Raw genomic sequence first — 18,392 nt, forward strand, 5'->3', positions numbered from 1 at the left:
ATCTCCCTTAGAATGTCAGTTCATTGGCGCCCAGTGGCGCGAGCATGTTGTCGATGGCGTCAGACGGCAGATCGTCCAGCGCGTGTTTCCATTGCGGATTGCGGTCCTTGTCGATCACGGCGGCGCGGATTCCTTCCATCAGGTCCGATTCCGTGAGCGCCCGATAGACAAACCGGTACTCCAGTTCCAGCGCATGACGCAGCGTGTCGGCCTCCGCCAGCCGGTGAATCATCTCGACGGTACAGGCCATCGACAGGGGCGAGTTTCGTGACAGAAGTTCCAGCGCATTTTCTGCAAACTGGCTCTTCTCGGCACGCAGAGAGGCCACGATCCCCGCAAAGCTTTTCTTGCCGAAATGGGCGTCAATCATCGGCTGCATCGCCGAGAGGTTGCCGGGGATCGCAGGGATGGCGGCCTCGTCGATGTGGCTGGGATCGCCCGTGCGGGTCAGGTCGTCTTTCAACGCCGGCCATTCCGCCTGACGGATCACGTAATCGGCAAAGCCTGCATGGATCGCATCGCCGGGTGCCAGTCGCGCGCCGGTCATGCCGATATATTCCCCCAGATGGCCCGGGGCTTTGGCCAGTATCAGCGATCCGCCTACGTCCGGCACCAGCCCGATGCCGCATTCCGGCATCGCCATGCGGGAAGAGCGCGCCATGATCCGGTGTGATCCATGACAGCCTACGCCAACGCCGCCGCCCATGGTAAAGCCCTGCATGAAGCTGATGATCGGTTTTGGAAACTCAAACAGCCGCGCATTCATCCGGTATTCGTCGCGCCAGAAGTTCTGCGCGCGGGTCGGATCGCCCGATTTCCCGATCTCATAAATCTCACGAATGTCGCCACCGGCACAGAACGCGCGATCCCCCTCGGCGTCGATGATGATCAGTTTGACGTCATCATCAGCTGCCCAGTCAATCAGGGTAGCGTCAATCGCCAGGCACATGTCATAGGTCAGCGCATTCAACGCGTCAGGGCGGGCCAGAGTGATCCGACCCGCCTTGCCATCTTTGCGTATCAGAATATCCGTCATCAGCCCCGATCACGCTCTGCCAAAAGTTGTCGGGCCACGATCAGGCGCATGATTTCATTGGTGCCTTCAAGGATCTGGTGAACCCGCAGGTCGCGCACCAGTTTCTCGATCCCATAATCGGAAAGATAACCATAACCGCCATGCAGCTGCAGACAGCCATTGGCCACGTCAAACGCCACATCCGTCACCATCAGCTTGGCCATGGCGCAGAATTTCGACGCATCATGCGCCCCATTGTCAAGCTTCCACGCCGCCTGACGCAGGAAGGTTCGGGCCGCTTGCAGGCGGGTCTCATATTCCGCCAGACGGAATTGCAACGCCTGGAACTGGTCGATGGTTTTGCCGAACGCCTTACGCTCACCCATGTATTGAAGCGTCAGGTTGAGAGCACGCTGCGCGCCACCCAATGCACCTGCCGAAATGTTCAGCCGTCCACCGTCCAGACCGGCCATGGCGTAGGTAAAGCCTTTGCCTTCCTCGCCCAGAAGGTTTTCATGCGGGACAGTACAGTCATCAAACTGCACCTGAGAGGTCGGCTGCGCCTTCCAGCCCATCTTGCGCTCATTGGCGCCAAAGCTCAGACCCGGCGTGCCGTTTTCCACAACAACGGTCGAGATGCCCTTGGGGCCGTCTTCGCCGGTCCGGCACATGGTCACATAAACGTCGGAATAATTGCCGCCCGAGATGAAGGCCTTGTTGCCGTTCATCACATAGCCTTCGTTGGTCTTGTCCGCACGGGTCTTCAGCGCCGCCGCATCCGATCCCGATCCCGGTTCGGTCAGGCAGTAGGAAAACACCTTGTCCATGGTGCACAGATCCGGCAACCATTTCTGCTTGTCTTCTTCGGTGCCGAATTTGTCGATCATGCCCCCGCACATATTGTGGATCGACAGGAAGGATCCAACGGCAGGGCAGGACATGGCCAGTGCTTCAAATACCAGCGTCGCATCCAGGCGCGACAGGCCAGATCCGCCATATTCTTCCGACACATAAAGACCACCAAAGCCCAGTTCTGCCAGACCTTTCCATAGCTCCATCGGAATGCTGCCCTCAGCTTCCCATTCTTCGGCATAAGGCGCGATGTTTTCCTCGCCAAAGCCTTTCGCCATGTCGAAAATAAGAGTCTGTTCCTCGCTCAACGCAAAATCCATGCCGGTCTCCTCCCGTTCGCAAAATCCGTGTTGCGATCCTAGCTAATGCGCAATCCTTACAGGAGTTTTTCAAGCTGGGCCAAGGCAAAGCAAAAACCACGCAGCGTCTCGTCGACCTACGCACCAACCGCCCACATTTTCTGGTCAAAAATATCCTCGCCGAAGGCAAAAAAACCACCAAGCGAAGCGAGGCCACGCCCAAGCCTGACGACCGTAAGGTCATGAAGGCGCGGGAGTGCTCGGCTCACAGGTCAGCGTGATATTCGTCAATCAAGTGACGTACCACGTCTTTCAAGGCCTCATTCACCGGTTTTTCCGCTTCGACAGAATCCAGGAAAACTGCGCGTTGGCGATCTGCTGCTACCCCGCGGGTTAGGATTTCACGTGCGGCTTCAAGCTCTTGCGTTGAGCCAAGTGCCTCGGCATCTTCCTCCACCAGCTCAATCATGTCCTCAAGCAGTTGATCAAAGGGGGTGACCTCGCCACATCCGAAATCGATCAGCCCGCCGGAAATCCCATATCTCTGCGCCCGCCAACGGTTTTCGGCGAGCAGGAAATTGTCATAGAGACGCCAGCGCTGGTTTTTCTGCTTCAACCGCCACAACATCCGCGTCAGGGCCTGAATAAGGGCGGCCAGACAAAGCGTGTCTTCCAGCCTCGGCTGCACGTCGCAAATACGTGCTTCGATGGTGGGAAATCGCGATGATGGGCGCAGATCCCACCAGATCTTCGAGCTGTCTTCAATCACGCCAATATCCACAAGCGCGGCTACGGATCGTTCAAATTCTGACCAGCTTGACAGCTGCGGCGGCAGGCCGGTGCGGGGCAGGTTGTCAAACACTGTCAGACGATAGCTGGCCAGTCCGGTGTCCTCGCCCTGCCAGAAGGGTGAACTGGCCGACAGGGCCAGAAGATGCGGCAGGAAGTAACTCAGCTGGTTCATGATATCGATGCGGGTGTCCGGGTCGGGCAGGCCCACATGCACATGCATTCCGCAAATCAGCATTCGACGGACCACGCCCGCCAGATCGCGCCGAAGGTCGTTATAACGATCCTTGTCTACGTGATGCTGGTCTTGCCAGCGTGCAAACGGGTGGCAGGAGGCGGCAATCGGGGCAAGATCATACCGGGCCGCGTGCTTTGACACTCCAGCTCGTAACCGCTTCAGGTCCTCACGTGCCTCACCCACATTTGCGCAGACTTTGGTGCCGATCTCGATCTGGCATTGCAGATATTCCGGGCTGACCTGATCTTCCAACTCGGCCAGACAGTCTTCCATCATCTGTGCGGGGGCCTCAACCAGTTCAAAACTCGACTGGTCGACCAGAAGGTATTCTTCCTCGATCCCAATGGTGAAATCCGGTTCCTCGCGTGCCATTTACTTCCCCGATCTATGCTGCGCTGCGGATTGCGCTGGTTAGGTAAGCCTTGCAGGAAACCGGGGTGGGGGCAAGATGTTGTCCAGGCTCGATAAAAGTAAGGCAGAAATCGCTTTCTATTTTTTGCAGTGGCTGGTCGTGACGCCGCGCAAGGCAATATTGATCGGGAAGGGGATGGGGTCAGGCATTGGCCAGATTGCGCGCGCAGCCGAAGCCGTCATCACTCTCTGCCCGGGTCAGCGCATCTTGTAACTGGTCAATAGTCGTTTCTTCCCGCGCGAGATATAAGATCGCCTCAATTGGATCTCGCGTCACCAGCATCTCAGTCGGCAACCTGCCTTGTGCGAGTTGTTCGACCATCCGACAGGTGCCGAATGCGAGGTCTCCCGGGGCCAGAAATGCAATACGATGCGGCGCGACGTGAGTCTGATAAAGACTTTCCATTGTGCTGATCAGTGACGAAATTTTGGTGTAGTTGCTGTCGAGCTCTTTCACTTCAGACAAGTCAATCAGCGCGTCGAACCGACCAGTGGGGATCAACTCGGGGGCAAGGTCCGGCAAAAAACTGTGAAGTTGAGAGAGGCTGACATTTTCCCCGAGCCGCTTGAACACCAGCGCACTCGCGGCAAAAAACTCGCTTTCGGTCATCAAGAAATCCCATCAATACTACCCTGCGTTGCGTCACGTTAGTATTTTTATGTTGGATGTGTCGACTAAAAATCTGAATTACAATGATAATAAATTCCGAGATGCTGAAAGGAAAAATGAGTGGGGTGTCGACTTTCCGCATTAACACACCAATAGGTTGTTTGGTCGATTGGTCTCGGTGCAATTTTGTCCTCGCTATACCCTGAGAAACAAAAAACGCCCCGAAGCAAAGCTTCGGAGCGTCTGATGTGCGGTTGCCTTTCCGTGTCACGTTAAGGCAGGGGCAGGATCAATTGTGATCAATCCATGGCCTTGAAGTTGAACTCGCCGCCTTCCTTGATGCCCGAGGGCCAGCGCGAGGTCACGGTCTTGGTGCGGGTGTAGAATTTGAACGCATCCGGACCGTGCTGGTTCAGGTCACCAAAGCCCGATTTCTTCCAGCCACCAAAGGTGTGATAGGCCAGCGGCACCGGGATCGGAACGTTGATGCCGACCATGCCGATGTTGATGCGGCTGGCAAAGTCGCGCGCAGTGTCACCATCGCGAGTAAAGATCGCGGTGCCGTTTCCGTATTCGTGATCCATCGCATAGCCGATGGCCTCTTCATACGACTGGGCACGCACCATCGACAGAACCGGACCAAAGATCTCGGTCTTGTAGATGTCCATGTCCTTGGTCACGCGGTCAAAGAGATGCGGGCCAACAAAGAAACCGTCCTCATAGCCTTGCAGGTTGAAGTCACGGTTGTCGACCACCAGATCGGCACCCTGGTCCACACCGGTCTGGATCAGACGCAGGATGTTTTCCTTGGCGGCACCGGTCACAACAGGGCCGTAATCCACATCGTCGCCAGCAGTGTAGGGGGCCACTTTCAGCTTTTCGATGCGCGGCACCAGCGCGTCACGCAGTTTGTCAGCGGTTTCTTCGCCCACGGGAACGGCAACCGAGATTGCCATGCAGCGTTCGCCAGCGGCACCGAACCCGGCACCAACCAGCGCGTCAGCGGCCTGTTCCATATCGGCGTCCGGCATCACGATCATGTGGTTCTTGGCGCCACCAAAACACTGTGCACGTTTGCCGTTGGCAGTGGCGCGCGAGTAGATGTAATGGGCAATCGGGGTCGAGCCGACAAAGGCCACGGCCTGAACGGTTTCATTGTCGAGGATTGCGTCCACGGCGTCTTTGTCGCCGTTCACAACCTGCAACACACCGTCGGGCAGGCCAGCTTCTTTGCAGAGTTCGGCCAGCATCAAGGGAACCGAGGGGTCACGCTCGGACGGTTTCAGGATCATCGCGTTGCCGGCAGCAAGCGCCGGGCCCATGCCCCAGAGCGGGATCATGGCAGGGAAGTTGAACGGTGTGATCGAGGCCACAACACCCAGCGGCTGCTTCATCGAATACATGTCGATGCCGGGACCTGCTGAATCAGTGAACTCGCCCTTCAACATCTGGGCCGCACCGATGCAATATTCGATCACTTCCAGACCGCGCTGCACGTCGCCTTTGGCGTCGGGGATGGTCTTGCCGTGTTCAGCCGACAGGGCTTCGGCCAGCTTGTCCATGTCGCGGTTGATCAGTCCAACCAGCGCCATCATCACACGACCGCGTTTTTGCGGGTTGGTGTTGCCCCAGACTTTCTGCGCTTCAGCGGCTTTGGCCACAGCGTCATCCAGTTCGGCTTTGGTGGCCAAGTCGACCTGAGCCTGCACTTCGCCGGTGGCGGGGTTGTAAACGTCAGCGGCGCGGCCCGAGGTGCCGTCTACCAGTTGACCATTGATCCAGTGACCAAGTTTTTTCATGGTGGTTCTCCCAAAATTCTGCGGGCAGATTAGGCTTGCATTTATGCGGTGGAAAGAGGCTTTTTCCCAAAAGGGTTTTGCAAAAATGCAAAATGGGTGGTAGGAGGCATGGTAAGTGGCGTGGTAAGTGAGAAGGGCGCTTCAGCTCACGCCTCAGCGCGCTTCTGGTGGCCTCACTGCGTTCGGGCATCTTTATGATTGCGCCGCTGCGCGTCGCGGATGGGGCGCTGCCCCTCGGGCTTTGCCCTCACCCCGAGGTATTTCCGGCAAGAAAAAGAATGTAGCGGGAGCAGGTTATGGACTGGGATGATCTGAAAGTGTTTCTGGCGGTGGCGCGGGTTGAGAGCCTGTCACGTGCAGGGAAGGTGTTGAAACGGGACGCGGCAACGGTTGGGCGGCGCATCGCAAAGCTTGAGGCGGATCTGGGTCAGGTTCTCTTTACCAAGTCGCCGCAGGGCTATGCGCTGACTGAAGCGGGGTCGCGGCTTTTGACACATGCGGAGCGGGCAGAGCAGGCGGTGTTGTCGGGCGCAGATGAGGTGAAAGGGCAATCCGGGCAGCTGTCGGGGCAGGTGCGGATAGGGGCAACCGATGGCTGTGCCAGCTATATCCTGCCGCAGGTTTGTGCTCAGATCCAGCGCCAGCATCCGGAACTGGAATTGCAGATTGTGGCATTGCCACGGGTGATCAACCTATCGAAACGCGAGGCAGACATGGCGATCACGGTCAGCCCACCGCAGGCCGGTCGGGTGACGGTGCAGCGGGTGACGGATTATCACCTGCACATGGCGGCGAGCGAGGAATATTTGCGGGATGCGCCGCCGCTTGAACGTCTTGAGGATCTGAAAGGTCATCCGATTGTTGGCTATATTCAGGACATGATCTTTTACCCGGAGCTCGACTTTCTGACCAAACTAGGCATTGATCGCGTGCAACTGGCGTCAAATCTGGTGGCAGTCCAATTGGGGATGGTGCGTCAGGGCGGCGGCGTTGGAATTACCCATGATTTCATTTTGCCCTTTGCGCCCGAGCTTCGCCGGGTGCTTGTGGATCAGCTGTCGATCACCCGGTCTTTCTATCTGATACGCCATGAAGGGGATGCTCGGGTAGAACGCTTTGCGCGGGTGGCGCAGGAATTGGCGCAGGGAATTCGCAACGAAGTGGCGCGTCTTGAGGCACAGATTGGGCAGAGCGGATGGCCGGGGCGGTTTTCCGCGTAAGTTCCCGACAAAGTTGCGGAATGTGCTTGACATATTGTTGCGCGAGGGGTGACTCTGGAGACATAAAATTTATTCCGCTCAAGTCGCCAGGAGGGACCTCATGCTCGTCAGCCAAATTCTCAAAGACAAACCAATCCACGGTGTGGCCACTGTGAAACCGGGGGCCACAGTCAATGAGGCCGTGCAGGTTCTGTCGGAGAAAAAGATCGGCGCGGTTATTGTGTCGGAAGATGGCGTGCACCCGGCGGGGATCGTGTCAGAACGCGATATCGTGAGTGCTCTGGGCGCGTCCGGCACCGGTTGTCTGACGGAGAGTGTCGATACGATCATGACGTCGAAGCTGATCAGCTGTGCACCAGATGATCGCGCCATACAAGTGCTGCAAACCATGACCGAAAAGCGTTTTCGTCACATGCCCGTGATGCAAGGGGACGAGATGGTCGGTCTGGTCTCAATTGGCGATGTGGTCAAGGCGCGGCTGGATGAGCTTTCGAGCCAGGCTGAGGCGCTGACCAATATGATCATGGGCTACTGACACCCTCTGTCATTCTCATTTGTGCCGTTACGTAGAACTACGTAGCGGCACCAAAAGCCTTGATAATTCACGCGCAATATTGTTGCGTGCGTCCCGCGACAAGGAGGCTCTGATATGCGCGTTGGTCTTTATCCCGGAACATTTGACCCAATCACCCTTGGGCATACGGATATCATCCGCCGTGCCTGTGCGTTGGTGGATCGGCTGGTGATTGGTGTGGCGATCAACACCGGCAAAGGGCCGATGTTCACGCTGGAGGAACGTGTGGCGATGGTGGAAGAAGAATGCGCCAAGCTTTCCGCCGAAACCGGAACCGAGATTGTCGCCCATCCGTTTGAAAACCTGCTGATTGACTGCGCCCATGATGTCGGCGCCCAGATCATCGTACGCGGCCTGCGGGCTGTGACTGATTTTGAGTATGAATATCAGATGGTTGGCATGAACCGCGCGATGGATTCATCGGTGGAAACCGTGTTCCTGATGGCCGAGGCAAAATATCAGGCGATCGCTTCGAAACTGGTGAAAGAGATTGCCAAGCTGGATGGCGACGTGTCGAAATTTGTGACGCCTGAGGTGAAAGAGAAGCTGCTTAAGAAGATTGGGTGAAGGGGAAAATCGATAGCCCCATGATTCTGTTTTATTCCGCAAATTCACCCTATGCCCGTATTGCCCGGATCACGCTGCGCGAGGCCGGATTGACCGGAAATGTACAAGAAAGGCTGGCCGAGAGCCGAAGCCCAAATAACCCAGTTTTAGACCACAGCCCCGTGGGGCGTGTGCCTACATTGGTCACGGATACTCTGGTGATCACGGAAACCAACCGTGTCTATGATTTTCTGAAGAGTAAATCCGTTTCGGCAGAGCTTTCTGCATTGGCTGAACCCACATTGAAAGTAATTGAACAAGAAGGGCAGATCCTTGGCTTCATTGATGGAATAACCTGTTGGGTGCGTGAAAACCGACGGGATGTGGTGGGCCGGTCAGTGTTTTTGATATCTGTTGAAACGGATCGTTCAGCCCGGTGCCTTTCATACTTGGAACGTGCAGCGCAAGCGGGAGGCCTGCCTGAGTTCTTAACATTCCGGGGTATGGCCTTGGCGGTTGGGCTCGACTTGATGGATTTCAATAAGTTGGTGCCAGAATGGAAAAGCGCTTATCCGCATCTCTCAGATTGGCTGATGCAGGTAAAAGCGCGTGAAACCATGATCGAAACAGCACCTATCTAGTAAGGCGGGAAGGCATACATCCAAAAAGAAAAAGCCGAGGCGCACCCCGGCTTTTTGATAAATATATTAGTGTCTTACAGGTATTTCCCCATCTCAACCGCCGTATCCAGCATGCGGTTCGAGAAGCCCCATTCATTGTCGTACCAGCTCAGCACGCGGACCATGTTGCCGTCCAGAACCTTGGTCTGATCGGTTGCAAAGGTCGAGCTGTGCGGGTCGTGGTTGAAATCGGTTGAGACCAGCGGCTTGTCCGTCACACCAAGAATACCCTTGAGCGGACCATTTGCGGCGTCGCGGATCACGGCGTTGATCTCATCGACATCCGTGGTGCGGGCCGCCTCAAAGGTCAGGTCTACACATGAGACATTCGGTGTCGGCACGCGGATCGCCACCCCGTCAAGCTTGCCAGCAAGCTCTGGCAGCACCAGCCCCACAGCGCGGGCAGCGCCAGTGGTGGTGGGGATCATGCTCATCGCAGCAGCGCGGGCGCGATAGGGGTCTTTGTGCATCCGGTCGAGCGTTGGCTGGTCCCCGGTATAGGAGTGGATTGTGGTCATGAACCCCTTATTGATGCCAATCGCATCCTGCAGAACCTTGGCAACCGGTGACAGGCAGTTGGTGGTGCAGGAGGCATTCGAGACATGCAGATCCTCGGCGGTCAGCGTGTCGTGGTTCACCCCGTAGACGATGGTTTTATCCGCTCCTGATGACGGGGCAGATACCAACACGCGGCTGGCCCCGTTTTCAAGATGGACCTTGGCCTTGTCCCCGGTGAAGATCCCCGTACATTCCAGCACGATGTCCACGTCGCCCCAAGGCAGGTCAGCGGGGTTGAATTCGGAGGTTACGGCAATTTTGCCCTTTCCTGCGTCAATCCAGTCGTCACCGTAGGTGACGTCACTCGGCAACCGTCCATGCACGCTGTCAAATTCCAGCAGGTGGGCGTTCATTTCTACCGGACCCAGATCGTTGATCGCCACAACCTCGATGTCATCGCGCCCTTGTTCGATTGCGGCACGCAGCACCAACCGACCGATGCGCCCAAATCCGTTGATGGCCACTTTCACTGTCATTTCGAATTTCCTTCCGGCGAATGCGGGTGAATGTTGGCGCTAACATGAACATTTTCGCACAAAGGTCAAGGGAAACCGAAAGTCAATCGAAAGCAGGTGATGAATTGGAGTGACCGCGGATCAGCGCCAGAAAGCGATCCACTCGGAAAACTCGGCGAATTTTTTGGCAAGGAAAAGCAACTCTGCACCGTCAAACACAAGATAGTCGAACCCGATCAAGGCCACGATCACAATGCCGAGATATAGGGCGATCTTGTCGGTCACGGGCTGCTCCTTATTGTTTTACGCCAGTGTTGCAGGATGGGAGAGTAAGAACAAGAGGAACCCTTTGATATGACTGGAGATGTGTCCACGCCAAATGGCCCTGCGGCTGTTTGGTTCACAAAGGAGAGGTGTGATATCATTCAGATGCCCGGAAAGGGGAGGGGGATGATGAAATTTCATACCGATGATTTCAAGTTGGACAGCGGGCAGATTATTGAAAATCTGGAAATTTCCTATGAATGCTATGGCCAGCTGAATCACAACAAAGACAATGTGATCCTTGTGGCACACGGTATCACAAGCAGCCACCATGCGGTGGGGGCACCTACACCTGACCGCCGTCGAGGTTGGTACAATGAGATCATTGGCTCCAAAAAGCTATTGGATACAGACAGATACTGCATCATCTCGTCGAATTGCCTCGGGTCCAGCTATGGTTCAACCGGACCAGCTTCGAGAAATCCGTCAACGGGCGAACCTTATGGGAGAGATTTTCCCGAGATAACCTATCGCGATGTGGTTCGCGCTCAGTACCTGCTGTTGCAAGCAATTGGAGTTCACCATCTGGTGGCGATTGTTGCCAGTTCGGTTGGTGGGTTTCAAGCCTTCCAATGGGCGGTGACCTATCCAGACTTCATGTCGGCAATAATTGCGTTGGATACGGCACCAAAAGACACGTTTGATACGGCGTCCTCGCTAAACGGACTGTTGGAGAGGTTTTCTAGCGACCCCAACTGGAATGACGGGGATTATTATTCAAAAGGAAGCATGGCCGAAAGCCTGACCCGCCTGCGGGTTGAGACATTGAGAAGTTTCGGTTTTGAGGACAAGCTGGCCGAAGATCTTGATGCTGCGGAGCGCGAGAGAATTTTGTGGGAAACAGCTCGTGAGTGGGCGATGGAGTTTGATGCCCATAGCCTGCTCACCCTGATGAGGGCGTGGTCGACCTTCAACGTAGAGGGCGAGTTCAACAGGATTGCCGCTCCCATGCTCTATGTTCTCTGCGATACGGATGAATGGTTTCCCGCGCGAATTGGAAGGGACGTCCTGGAAAAACTTCATTCGGCGGGAGTGAAAGCAGATTATTGCGAAGTGAACAGTCCGCTTGGTCACTACGCAACAACAGAAGAACCCGAGAAATGGGTTCCGACCGCAAGGGAATTCCTGAACCGAGTGGTTGTCTCAAAAGGCAGCTAAGCGGGTGCTTTGTTCAGATCTCAATGAAAAAACCCCGACGATTGTGCCATCGGGGTTTTCTTTGTCTGCTTCGTCAATGAGGATCGGTTCAGATCGAGCCCATTTTCACGGCGAGATCCGCCATGCGGGTCGAGAAGCCCCATTCATTGTCGTACCAGCCCAGGATGCGCACCAGACGGGTGCCAGTCACTTTGGTCTGGTCGGCTGCAAAGATCGCGCTGTCTTCGGTGTGGTTGAAATCGGTCGAGACCAGTTTCTCTTCCGTATAACCCAGCACACCTTTCATGGCGCCCTCAGCGGCCTCTTTCATCACCGCGTTCACCTGATCCACGGTCACGTCTTGTTCGGCCACAAAGGTCAGATCCACAGCAGACACATTCGGGGTCGGCACGCGTACGGCCGAACCATCCAGCTTGCCTTTCAGCGCGGGCAGCACTTCACCCAGCGCTTTGGCAGCACCGGTCGAGGTCGGGATCATCGACATGGCGGCGGCGCGGGCGCGGTACAGGTCACTGTGGCGACGGTCCAGTGTCGGCTGGTCGCCGGTATAGGCGTGAATGGTGGTCATGATACCGCTGTCGATGCCAAAGGCGTCGTGCAGCACCTTGGCCATCGGCGCGAGGCAGTTGGTGGTGCAGGAGCCGTTCGAGATCATCACGTCACCTGCTTCCAGCTGATCGTCATTCACACCGTAAACGATGGTTTTCTGCACGTTCTTGGCCGGAGCCGAGATCAGGACTTTCTTTGCGCCCTGTTCAATGTGCTTGTTGGCTTTCTCACCGTCGTTGAAGTTGCCGGTGCATTCCAGAACAACGTCAACACCGGACCAGTCCAACTCGTCCATGTTGTAGGTCGACATCATCTGCATTGGGCCCTGGCCCACATCCATGGTGCCTTCCCCCAGAACCACGTCGTTCGGGAAACGGCCATGCACGCTGTCATATTTGATCAGGTGGGCGGCGGTTTCCAGCGGCCCGGTGGCGTTCACCTTCACAACCTGAATGTCCTGGCGCCCCGATGCAGCGATCTGGGCGAGGGTGCAACGGCCGATGCGGCCAAATCCGTTGATACCGACTTTAACGGTCATGAGTTACCTCTTGGTCTGACATGTTGGTCTATCTGTCCGCTCCCCGCGGCCAGACGATCATTTGCGCCGGGTATAGACGGGCAGAGGAAAAGGGCCAATGCGGAATTCGGCTTTGATGCCAGCTTGTTAGCGAAAACATGAGACGTTAGCGCAAACCTTTGCGCTCTGCTTGAAAAACACCCGTAACTGGTGCCGCAAACATTCAATGCCGCAGGGGCATTGCCGCACTTGCCCCCCGCCGCACATCCCCATAGGATTCGCCACAAAGACGCGCAAAAATATTGGGACAGGTTGAATGAGTGGTTTGATTGCATTGCTGGATGATGTGGCCGGGATCGCAAAGGTCGCCGCCGCGTCGGTGGATGATATCGCCAGTCAGGCGGCCAAGGCCGGGGTCAAGGCGGCAGGGGCAGTGATTGACGATGCCGCCGTCACGCCGAAATATGTGCAGGGCTTTGCCCCGGCGCGCGAGTTGCCGATCATTGGCCGCATCGCCTGGGGTTCAATCAAGAACAAGCTGCTGATCCTGCTGCCCGCCGCGCTGCTGCTCTCAACCTTTGCCCCTTGGCTGGTCGCGCCACTCTTGATGCTGGGCGGGGCCTATCTCTGTTTCGAAGGGGCCGAGAAGGTCTGGCATGTGCTCTTTCCGCACGAACACACCTGGGACCATGCCGAACATGACGAAGGCGACCCGACGCATCTGGAAGAAAGCAAAATCGCCGGCGCGATCAAAACCGATTTCATCCTGTCAGCGGAAATCATGACCATCATCCTCGCCGCCCTTCCCGACGGGTCGATCTATGCCAAGGCTGGAGGTCTCGCCATCGCCGGGATCGGTATCACCATTGCGGTCTATGGATCGGTTGCGCTGATTGTGAAAATGGATGATGTGGGGCTGTTTCTTGCGCGCAAGGGCCGTCTTGGCCTCACCCGCCGCTTTGGTCTTGGCCTTGTGAAATTCATGCCCATCTTCATGAAGCTGCTTACCATCATCGGCACCGCTGCGATGATCTGGGTCGGTGGATCAATCGTGATCCACGGCGCGCATGAGCTGGGCCTGCATGAACCTTACAACACCATCCACCACATCGCCGAAGCCGCCGCCCATGCGGTGCCACAGGCAGAAGGCTTCGTGAAATGGGCGGTGACAGCCGCACTGGATGGGGTGGTTGGCCTTATTCTCGGCGTCCTCATCATCCCGCTGGCCACTTGGGTCATTGCGCCCATCTGGCAGACTGTGTTCAAAGGCCGCGCCTGATCGCAATCACGTGGTCTCTTTTTCTTCTGACCGAAAATATCCCGGGGTGAGCGGCAAAGCCGCGAGGGGCAGCGCCCCTTAGCCCCTGATCGCATGGCGTTTCTTTTGCAAGAGGAACACCCCGCTCGCCACAATCACCGCGCTGCCCAGAAGCGTCATTCCATCCGGGCGTTCTCCAAACACAACAACGCCCAAAATAAGTGCAAACAGCAGGCGCGAATAGCGAAACGGTGTGACCACCGAGACCTCACCCGTGCGCATGGCGCGGGTCAGGGCACCGTAGGCCAGCACTCCAATCACTGTTGCCATCGCCACATAGCCAAGGCTTGCGGGCGTGGGAATGACCACTCCGCCAAATCCGACCAACACCAATCCAGCCACAGTCAAAACGGCAAACCCCGCCACGCCCAGTTGCGCGGACGACATCGACACCGGGCTGGCTCGCGTTGCCAGATCCCTCCCAGCGAACCCCAGCATGCCAAGCACGGCAAAGATTGAAAGCGGGTCAAAGCTATCCAAGCCGGGGCGCAGGATCATGAGGACGCCGATGAAGCCCGTGAAGATTGCCATCCACCGTCGCCATCCAACGCGTTCGCCAAACACCACAACGGCCCCCAGCGCCACCACAAGCGGCGTTGCCTGCAATATGGCAGAGGCGCTGGACAGAGGCGTCAGGGCAATCGCCAATGCATAAAACAGGCGCCCGGCGATTTCGGACAGGGATCGCCAGACCAACACAGGCGATGTCAGAGAAGGGTGAAAAATCCGTTCGCCCTGCGCCCGCGCCATTGCCGCAAAAACAACCCATCCCGCGACACCGAACATCGCCACCGCCTGTCCGATCGGGATATCGCGGGCGGCGGCTTTCAGGGCCATATCCTCCAGCGCAAAGGCGGCCATGGCAAAGACCATGAACAGCGCGCCGCGAAGATTGTCAGAATAGGTGCTCCACATGGGGGCCTCGTTGAACACAAACAGCGATCAGACTGGCCGAGATTTGCTGGCAGGGGAAGGGGAAATGCGCCGTGTCTGGGGATCTAAAAAGTTTAAACTTTTGGTTTTCAGACCTATTAAACTTTAAACTTTGATGCGGGCGACCTTTAAAGACTTTAAAGAAAGCGCCCCCGCCAATCTCTTGGCAGGGGCGTGAATATTTTCCGCTATGTGGGCGAAATCAGCCCAAAAGCGCCTTGGCTTTTTCCACCACGTTTTCGGTGGTGATGCCGAACTTTTCATAGAGCACATTTGCCGGGGCCGAGGCACCAAAGCCTTCCATGCCGACAAAGGCTTGCTTGGCTTCACGGCCACGCTCACCCAGAAGCCAGCGATCCCAGCCACCGTCACGGACGGCCGCTTCGATGCCAACGCGTACAGGACCTGCGGGCAGGACCTTGCGGCGATAGGCTTCGTCCTGCTCGGCAAATAGCTCCATGCAGGGCATGGACACAACGCGGGTCCCGATGCCTTGGGCTTCCAGCGCGGCGCGGGCTTCCATCGCCAGCGACACTTCGGAACCGGTGGCGATCAAGATCACCTGACGCTTGCCTGCTTCGGCATCTGCCAGTACGTAAGCCCCTTGTGCAGCGAGGTTTTTCTGCTTGTACTCGGTGCGCAGGGTCGGCAGGTTCTGACGGGTCAGCACCATGGTCGACGGGGTCGATTTCTCGGTCAGCGCAATCTCCCACGCCTCTGCCGTTTCGGCGGTGTCTGCCGGGCGGAAGGTGTAGCTGTTGGGGGTGGCGCGACAGATCGACAGGTGCTCGACCGGCTGGTGGGTCGGGCCATCTTCGCCAACACCAATTGAATCGTGGGTCATCACAAAGACGGTCGGGATACCCATGAGGGACGCCAGACGCATCGCCGGACGCGCATAATCGGTGAAGCAGAAGAACGTGCCGCCATAGGGGCGCACGCCACCATGCAGCGCCATCCCGTTCATCGCAGCGGCCATACCGTGCTCACGGATGCCCCAATAGACATAACGGCCCTTGCGGTTGTCGGTGTCAAACACGCCCAGATCACCGGTTTTGGTGTTGTTCGAACCAGTCAAATCGGCTGAACCACCAACGGTTTCAGGCATCACCGGGTTGATCACGGCCAGCGCCATTTCCGAGGATTTGCGGGTTGCGACTTTGGGCTGTTCTTCGGCAACCTGCTTTTTCAACTGGCGCACAACAGAGGACAATTTTTTAGGCGCTTCAAGGGCATAGGCGCGAACAAACTCGCCCTGTTTGCGCTCGGAGATCGAGGCAAAACGGGCGTCCCACTCTGCACGATCAGCAGCACCTCGGGTGCCGATGGCTTCCCAGGCGGCTTTCACGTCAGCGGGGATTTCGAACGCACCTTGCGGGCAGCCGTAAACCTCTTTTGCGGCAGCAAGCTGCTCGGCATCAGTCAGGGCGCCGTGGCCTTTCGAAGTATCCTGTGCCGCGTGACCCAGAGCGATATGGGTTTTGCAGGCGATCATCGACGGCTTTTTGGTGGTCTTCGCTTTTGCAATCGCGGCGTCAATCTGCTCGGGATCGTGACCATCGATTTCGATCACATGCCAGCCCGAGGCCTTGAAACGCTGCACTTGGTTGGTGCGGTCCGACAGGGACACCTTGCCATCGATGGTGATGTCGTTGTTGTCCCAGAAGACAATCAGCTTGCCCAACTCATGACGACCAGCCAAACCAATTGCTTCCTGGCTCACGCCTTCCATCAGGCAGCCATCGCCAGCAATCACATAGGTGTAGTGATCAACGATCTTCTTGCCGAAACGGGCGCGTTGGATCTCTTCGGCCATGGCAAAACCCACGCCGTTCGAGATGCCCTGACCCAGTGGGCCGGTGGTGGTTTCCACACCCGAAACGTGACCGAACTCCGGGTGGCCAGCAGTGATCGCGCCCCACTGACGGAAGTTCTTGATCTGCTCCATGGTCACGTCTTCGTAACCGGTCAGGTGCAACAGCGAATAGATCAGCATCGAGCCGTGGCCCGCCGACAGGATGAACCGGTCACGGTCAGCCCAACGCGGAGCTTTCGGGTCGAATTTCAGGTGTTTTTCGAACAGAACAGTGGCGACATCCGCCATGCCCATCGGCATGCCGGAGTGACCGGAGTTCGCTGCGGCAACAGCATCCAGCGTGAGCGAGCGGATGGCTGCGGCCTTGTTCCAGTGGTCGGCGTGGTTCTTGCGCAGGGTTTCGATGTCCAAGGCCCAGATCCTTTGAATAAGTGAAGTCGCGACGGGTTTAACAGCCATTTTGTGCGGGTCAAGCAAAGGAAAGGAAATGCCTCTCGGGAATTAAAGGCGGCAGTGGCAGGGCAACAGAAATGCTCAAAACTCCCTAATACATTGTGCTGGGCGGCATTTTTCCCGCAAGCTAGAGCGATAAAAGGGAAAAATCAGGGCGATTGATTGCCCGAACAGACATTTTACAATTCAACCGCTTCGGGTAAAACGGATTTACACCTTAGTATGGTGAGTATTCTGGGGTCGGATCGATTCGCGCTCATGTAAATGGCGGGTCGGGCGACAGGACCGGACAACGTGATTTGAACAGGGCAGAGCATGAGCGATATTTCCGAACTCGAAACCCGCATCACCACTGCGCTTGAACGTATCAGCGCAGGCGTTGATGCGCTTGCACCGACAAAGGCTGAACAAAGCGGTGAAGTGGCACAATTGACCGCTGCGCTGGAGGATGAGCGGACCGCAAATGCGCAGCTCGAAGAGCGGGTGAAAGCGATCAAAGAGAAGCAGGACAGTACGGTGCAAACCCTGTCTGAAGAGGTTGAACGTCTGACCAAGCTGTTGGCAGATGAAGAACGCGCTTTGGCCAAGCTTCGACAGGTGAATGCAAATCTGAGGACAAATAACGATGCCCTGCGAGAGGCTGTCAGCCAGGGTGCTGCCGAACCACATCTTATCAACAAGTCGATGATGGCAGAACTTGAAGGGCTACGCGCCACGCAAAGCGCTGACCGCAATGAGTTGGATGCAGTTTTGGGCGAGTTGAACAGCCTGATTGCCCAGGCTCAGTCGAATACAGTTCAGTCCAAGGAGAATGTGGATGCCTGATGTTGTGATCAAGATTGGGGGGCGGGATTTTGATGTGGCGTGCCAGGAAGGTGAGGAGCATTTCTTGAAATCCGCGGCCGCCATGCTGGATGCCGAAGCGTCGGTGCTGGTGAGCCAGCTGAGCAACCTCACGGAAAGTCGGATGCTCTTGATGTCGGGTCTGATGCTGGCGGACAAGACCGCAGGGATGGATGACAAGCTGAAGGCTGCCGAAAAGAAACTGGCGGATCTGCAAGCCGAAATCGACGCGTTGAAAAATGCCGAGCCGCAAAAAATTGAGGTGCCTGTGGTGCCATCAAGCGTGACCGATACGCTGGCTGAAATTGCGGCGCGGGCTGAGGCTATGGCCACTGCGGTCGAGGAAAAAGCCGCCGCTGAGTGACCTCGGCAAGCCTTTGACAGAAAAGAAAAAGGGCGCTCATGACGAGCGCCCTTTTCTGTATACGGGATGAT

General features: G+C 56.7%; 18 protein-coding genes. 8 read left to right on the top strand and 10 right to left on the bottom strand.

Annotated features, from left to right (window positions below; translation table 11 throughout):
• Positions 1–7 precede the first annotated feature (7 nt).
• From O2N63_RS07470 to O2N63_RS07490, 5 genes are all read right to left on the bottom strand, one after another.
• Positions 8–1,036, bottom strand: a complete 1,029-nt coding sequence (locus O2N63_RS07470; protein WP_271053625.1) for an enoyl-CoA hydratase/isomerase family protein — start codon at positions 1,034–1,036, stop codon at positions 8–10.
• Entirely contained in the window at positions 1,036–2,187 is a 1,152-nt protein-coding gene (locus O2N63_RS07475; RefSeq protein ID WP_271053626.1) for an acyl-CoA dehydrogenase family protein, read from the bottom strand. Before O2N63_RS07475 ends, O2N63_RS07470 begins: the two co-directional genes overlap by 1 nt.
• A 244-nt stretch (positions 2,188–2,431) precedes the next feature.
• The gene (locus O2N63_RS07480) at positions 2,432–3,565 is read right to left on the bottom strand and encodes a carboxylate-amine ligase (RefSeq protein WP_271053627.1); all 1,134 of its coding nucleotides are present in this window, start codon (positions 3,563–3,565) and stop codon (positions 2,432–2,434) included.
• Between the two features lie 181 nt (positions 3,566–3,746).
• Positions 3,747–4,214, bottom strand: coding sequence for a hypothetical protein (locus tag O2N63_RS07485; protein ID WP_271053628.1), 468 nt, complete (start codon positions 4,212–4,214; stop codon positions 3,747–3,749).
• Positions 4,215–4,513: 299 nt separating this feature from the next.
• Positions 4,514–6,013, bottom strand: coding sequence for a CoA-acylating methylmalonate-semialdehyde dehydrogenase (locus O2N63_RS07490; RefSeq protein WP_271053629.1), 1,500 nt, complete (start codon positions 6,011–6,013; stop codon positions 4,514–4,516).
• A gap of 296 nt (positions 6,014–6,309) precedes the next feature.
• Between O2N63_RS07490 and O2N63_RS07495 the strand changes: the two genes are divergently transcribed.
• From O2N63_RS07495 to O2N63_RS07510, 4 genes are all read left to right on the top strand, one after another.
• Entirely contained in the window at positions 6,310–7,233 is a 924-nt protein-coding gene (locus O2N63_RS07495; protein ID WP_271053630.1) for a LysR family transcriptional regulator, read from the top strand.
• Positions 7,234–7,333: 100 nt separating this feature from the next.
• A complete protein-coding gene (locus tag O2N63_RS07500) occupies positions 7,334–7,768 on the top strand; it encodes a CBS domain-containing protein (protein WP_271053631.1) in 435 nt (144 codons plus the stop codon).
• A gap of 114 nt (positions 7,769–7,882) precedes the next feature.
• Entirely contained in the window at positions 7,883–8,374 is a 492-nt protein-coding gene (gene coaD / locus O2N63_RS07505; protein WP_271053632.1) for a pantetheine-phosphate adenylyltransferase, read from the top strand.
• A gap of 20 nt (positions 8,375–8,394) precedes the next feature.
• Positions 8,395–8,994 carry a glutathione S-transferase family protein gene (locus tag O2N63_RS07510; RefSeq protein WP_271053633.1) on the top strand — a complete coding sequence of 200 codons (600 nt, stop codon included), beginning with the start codon at positions 8,395–8,397 and terminating at the stop codon, positions 8,992–8,994.
• A gap of 74 nt (positions 8,995–9,068) precedes the next feature.
• On the opposite strand, the gene gap (O2N63_RS07515) is transcribed toward O2N63_RS07510, so the two are convergent.
• Both gap (O2N63_RS07515) and O2N63_RS07520 read right to left on the bottom strand, forming a co-directional pair.
• Positions 9,069–10,067 carry a type I glyceraldehyde-3-phosphate dehydrogenase gene (gene gap / locus O2N63_RS07515; RefSeq protein WP_271053634.1) on the bottom strand — a complete coding sequence of 333 codons (999 nt, stop codon included), beginning with the start codon at positions 10,065–10,067 and terminating at the stop codon, positions 9,069–9,071.
• A gap of 120 nt (positions 10,068–10,187) precedes the next feature.
• Positions 10,188–10,331, bottom strand: coding sequence for a hypothetical protein (locus tag O2N63_RS07520; RefSeq protein ID WP_271053635.1), 144 nt, complete (start codon positions 10,329–10,331; stop codon positions 10,188–10,190).
• A 165-nt stretch (positions 10,332–10,496) separates the two neighbouring features.
• On the opposite strand from O2N63_RS07520, the gene O2N63_RS07525 reads away from it, so the two are divergent.
• Positions 10,497–11,528, top strand: coding sequence for an alpha/beta fold hydrolase (locus O2N63_RS07525; RefSeq protein ID WP_271053636.1), 1,032 nt, complete (start codon positions 10,497–10,499; stop codon positions 11,526–11,528).
• Between the two features lie 88 nt (positions 11,529–11,616).
• Here O2N63_RS07525 and gap (O2N63_RS07530) read toward each other — a convergent pair whose 3' ends face one another.
• The gene (gene gap, locus O2N63_RS07530) at positions 11,617–12,615 is read right to left on the bottom strand and encodes a type I glyceraldehyde-3-phosphate dehydrogenase (protein ID WP_271053637.1); all 999 of its coding nucleotides are present in this window, start codon (positions 12,613–12,615) and stop codon (positions 11,617–11,619) included.
• A gap of 295 nt (positions 12,616–12,910) precedes the next feature.
• Here gap (O2N63_RS07530) and O2N63_RS07535 point away from each other — a divergent pair, with 295 nt between their 5' ends.
• Positions 12,911–13,873 (top strand): DUF808 domain-containing protein, encoded by a 963-nt coding sequence (locus O2N63_RS07535; protein ID WP_271053638.1) that lies wholly within the window; start codon positions 12,911–12,913, stop codon positions 13,871–13,873.
• 78 nt (positions 13,874–13,951) lie between these two features.
• Here the strand turns inward: O2N63_RS07535 and O2N63_RS07540 are convergent, their stop codons facing one another.
• Together O2N63_RS07540 and tkt are read right to left on the bottom strand one after the other, a co-directional pair.
• Positions 13,952–14,827 carry a DMT family transporter gene (locus tag O2N63_RS07540; RefSeq protein ID WP_271053639.1) on the bottom strand — a complete coding sequence of 292 codons (876 nt, stop codon included), beginning with the start codon at positions 14,825–14,827 and terminating at the stop codon, positions 13,952–13,954.
• 220 nt (positions 14,828–15,047) lie between these two features.
• On the bottom strand, positions 15,048–17,072 hold the full coding sequence (tkt, locus tag O2N63_RS07545) for a transketolase (RefSeq protein WP_271053640.1): 2,025 nt from the start codon (positions 17,070–17,072) through the stop codon (positions 15,048–15,050).
• A 357-nt stretch (positions 17,073–17,429) separates the two neighbouring features.
• Between tkt and O2N63_RS07550 the strand changes: the two genes are divergently transcribed.
• Positions 17,430–17,939, top strand: a complete 510-nt coding sequence (locus O2N63_RS07550) for a hypothetical protein (RefSeq protein ID WP_271053641.1) — start codon at positions 17,430–17,432, stop codon at positions 17,937–17,939.
• Entirely contained in the window at positions 17,932–18,321 is a 390-nt protein-coding gene (locus O2N63_RS07555) for a cell division protein ZapA (RefSeq protein WP_271053642.1), read from the top strand. Before O2N63_RS07550 ends, O2N63_RS07555 begins: the two co-directional genes overlap by 8 nt.
• The last annotated feature ends 71 nt before the right edge of the window (positions 18,322–18,392 follow it).

Source organism: Aliiroseovarius salicola, assembly GCF_027891095.1.
Classification (GTDB): domain Bacteria; phylum Pseudomonadota; class Alphaproteobacteria; order Rhodobacterales; family Rhodobacteraceae; genus Aliiroseovarius; species Aliiroseovarius salicola.

Bases quoted from the DNA above. Each gene is read 5' to 3' on its own strand.
- O2N63_RS07535 (WP_271053638.1), top strand. From the start codon at position 12,911: ATGAGTGGTTTGATTGCATTGCTGGATGATGTGGCCGGGATCGCAAAG.
- coaD (WP_271053632.1), top strand. From the start codon at position 7,883: ATGCGCGTTGGTCTTTATCCCGGAACATTTGACCCAATCACCCTTGGG.
- O2N63_RS07485 (WP_271053628.1), bottom strand. From the start codon at position 4,214: ATGACCGAAAGCGAGTTTTTTGCCGCGAGTGCGCTGGTGTTCAAGCGG.
- O2N63_RS07510 (WP_271053633.1), top strand. From the start codon at position 8,395: ATGATTCTGTTTTATTCCGCAAATTCACCCTATGCCCGTATTGCCCGG.
- O2N63_RS07470 (WP_271053625.1), bottom strand. From the start codon at position 1,036: ATGACGGATATTCTGATACGCAAAGATGGCAAGGCGGGTCGGATCACT.
- O2N63_RS07490 (WP_271053629.1), bottom strand. From the start codon at position 6,013: ATGAAAAAACTTGGTCACTGGATCAATGGTCAACTGGTAGACGGCACC.
- O2N63_RS07555 (WP_271053642.1), top strand. From the start codon at position 17,932: ATGCCTGATGTTGTGATCAAGATTGGGGGGCGGGATTTTGATGTGGCG.
- O2N63_RS07550 (WP_271053641.1), top strand. From the start codon at position 17,430: ATGAGCGATATTTCCGAACTCGAAACCCGCATCACCACTGCGCTTGAA.
- O2N63_RS07500 (WP_271053631.1), top strand. From the start codon at position 7,334: ATGCTCGTCAGCCAAATTCTCAAAGACAAACCAATCCACGGTGTGGCC.
- O2N63_RS07540 (WP_271053639.1), bottom strand. From the start codon at position 14,827: ATGTGGAGCACCTATTCTGACAATCTTCGCGGCGCGCTGTTCATGGTC.
- O2N63_RS07495 (WP_271053630.1), top strand. From the start codon at position 6,310: ATGGACTGGGATGATCTGAAAGTGTTTCTGGCGGTGGCGCGGGTTGAG.
- gap (WP_271053634.1), bottom strand. From the start codon at position 10,067: ATGACAGTGAAAGTGGCCATCAACGGATTTGGGCGCATCGGTCGGTTG.
- O2N63_RS07475 (WP_271053626.1), bottom strand. From the start codon at position 2,187: ATGGATTTTGCGTTGAGCGAGGAACAGACTCTTATTTTCGACATGGCG.
- O2N63_RS07480 (WP_271053627.1), bottom strand. From the start codon at position 3,565: ATGGCACGCGAGGAACCGGATTTCACCATTGGGATCGAGGAAGAATAC.
- O2N63_RS07525 (WP_271053636.1), top strand. From the start codon at position 10,497: ATGATGAAATTTCATACCGATGATTTCAAGTTGGACAGCGGGCAGATT.
- gap (WP_271053637.1), bottom strand. From the start codon at position 12,615: ATGACCGTTAAAGTCGGTATCAACGGATTTGGCCGCATCGGCCGTTGC.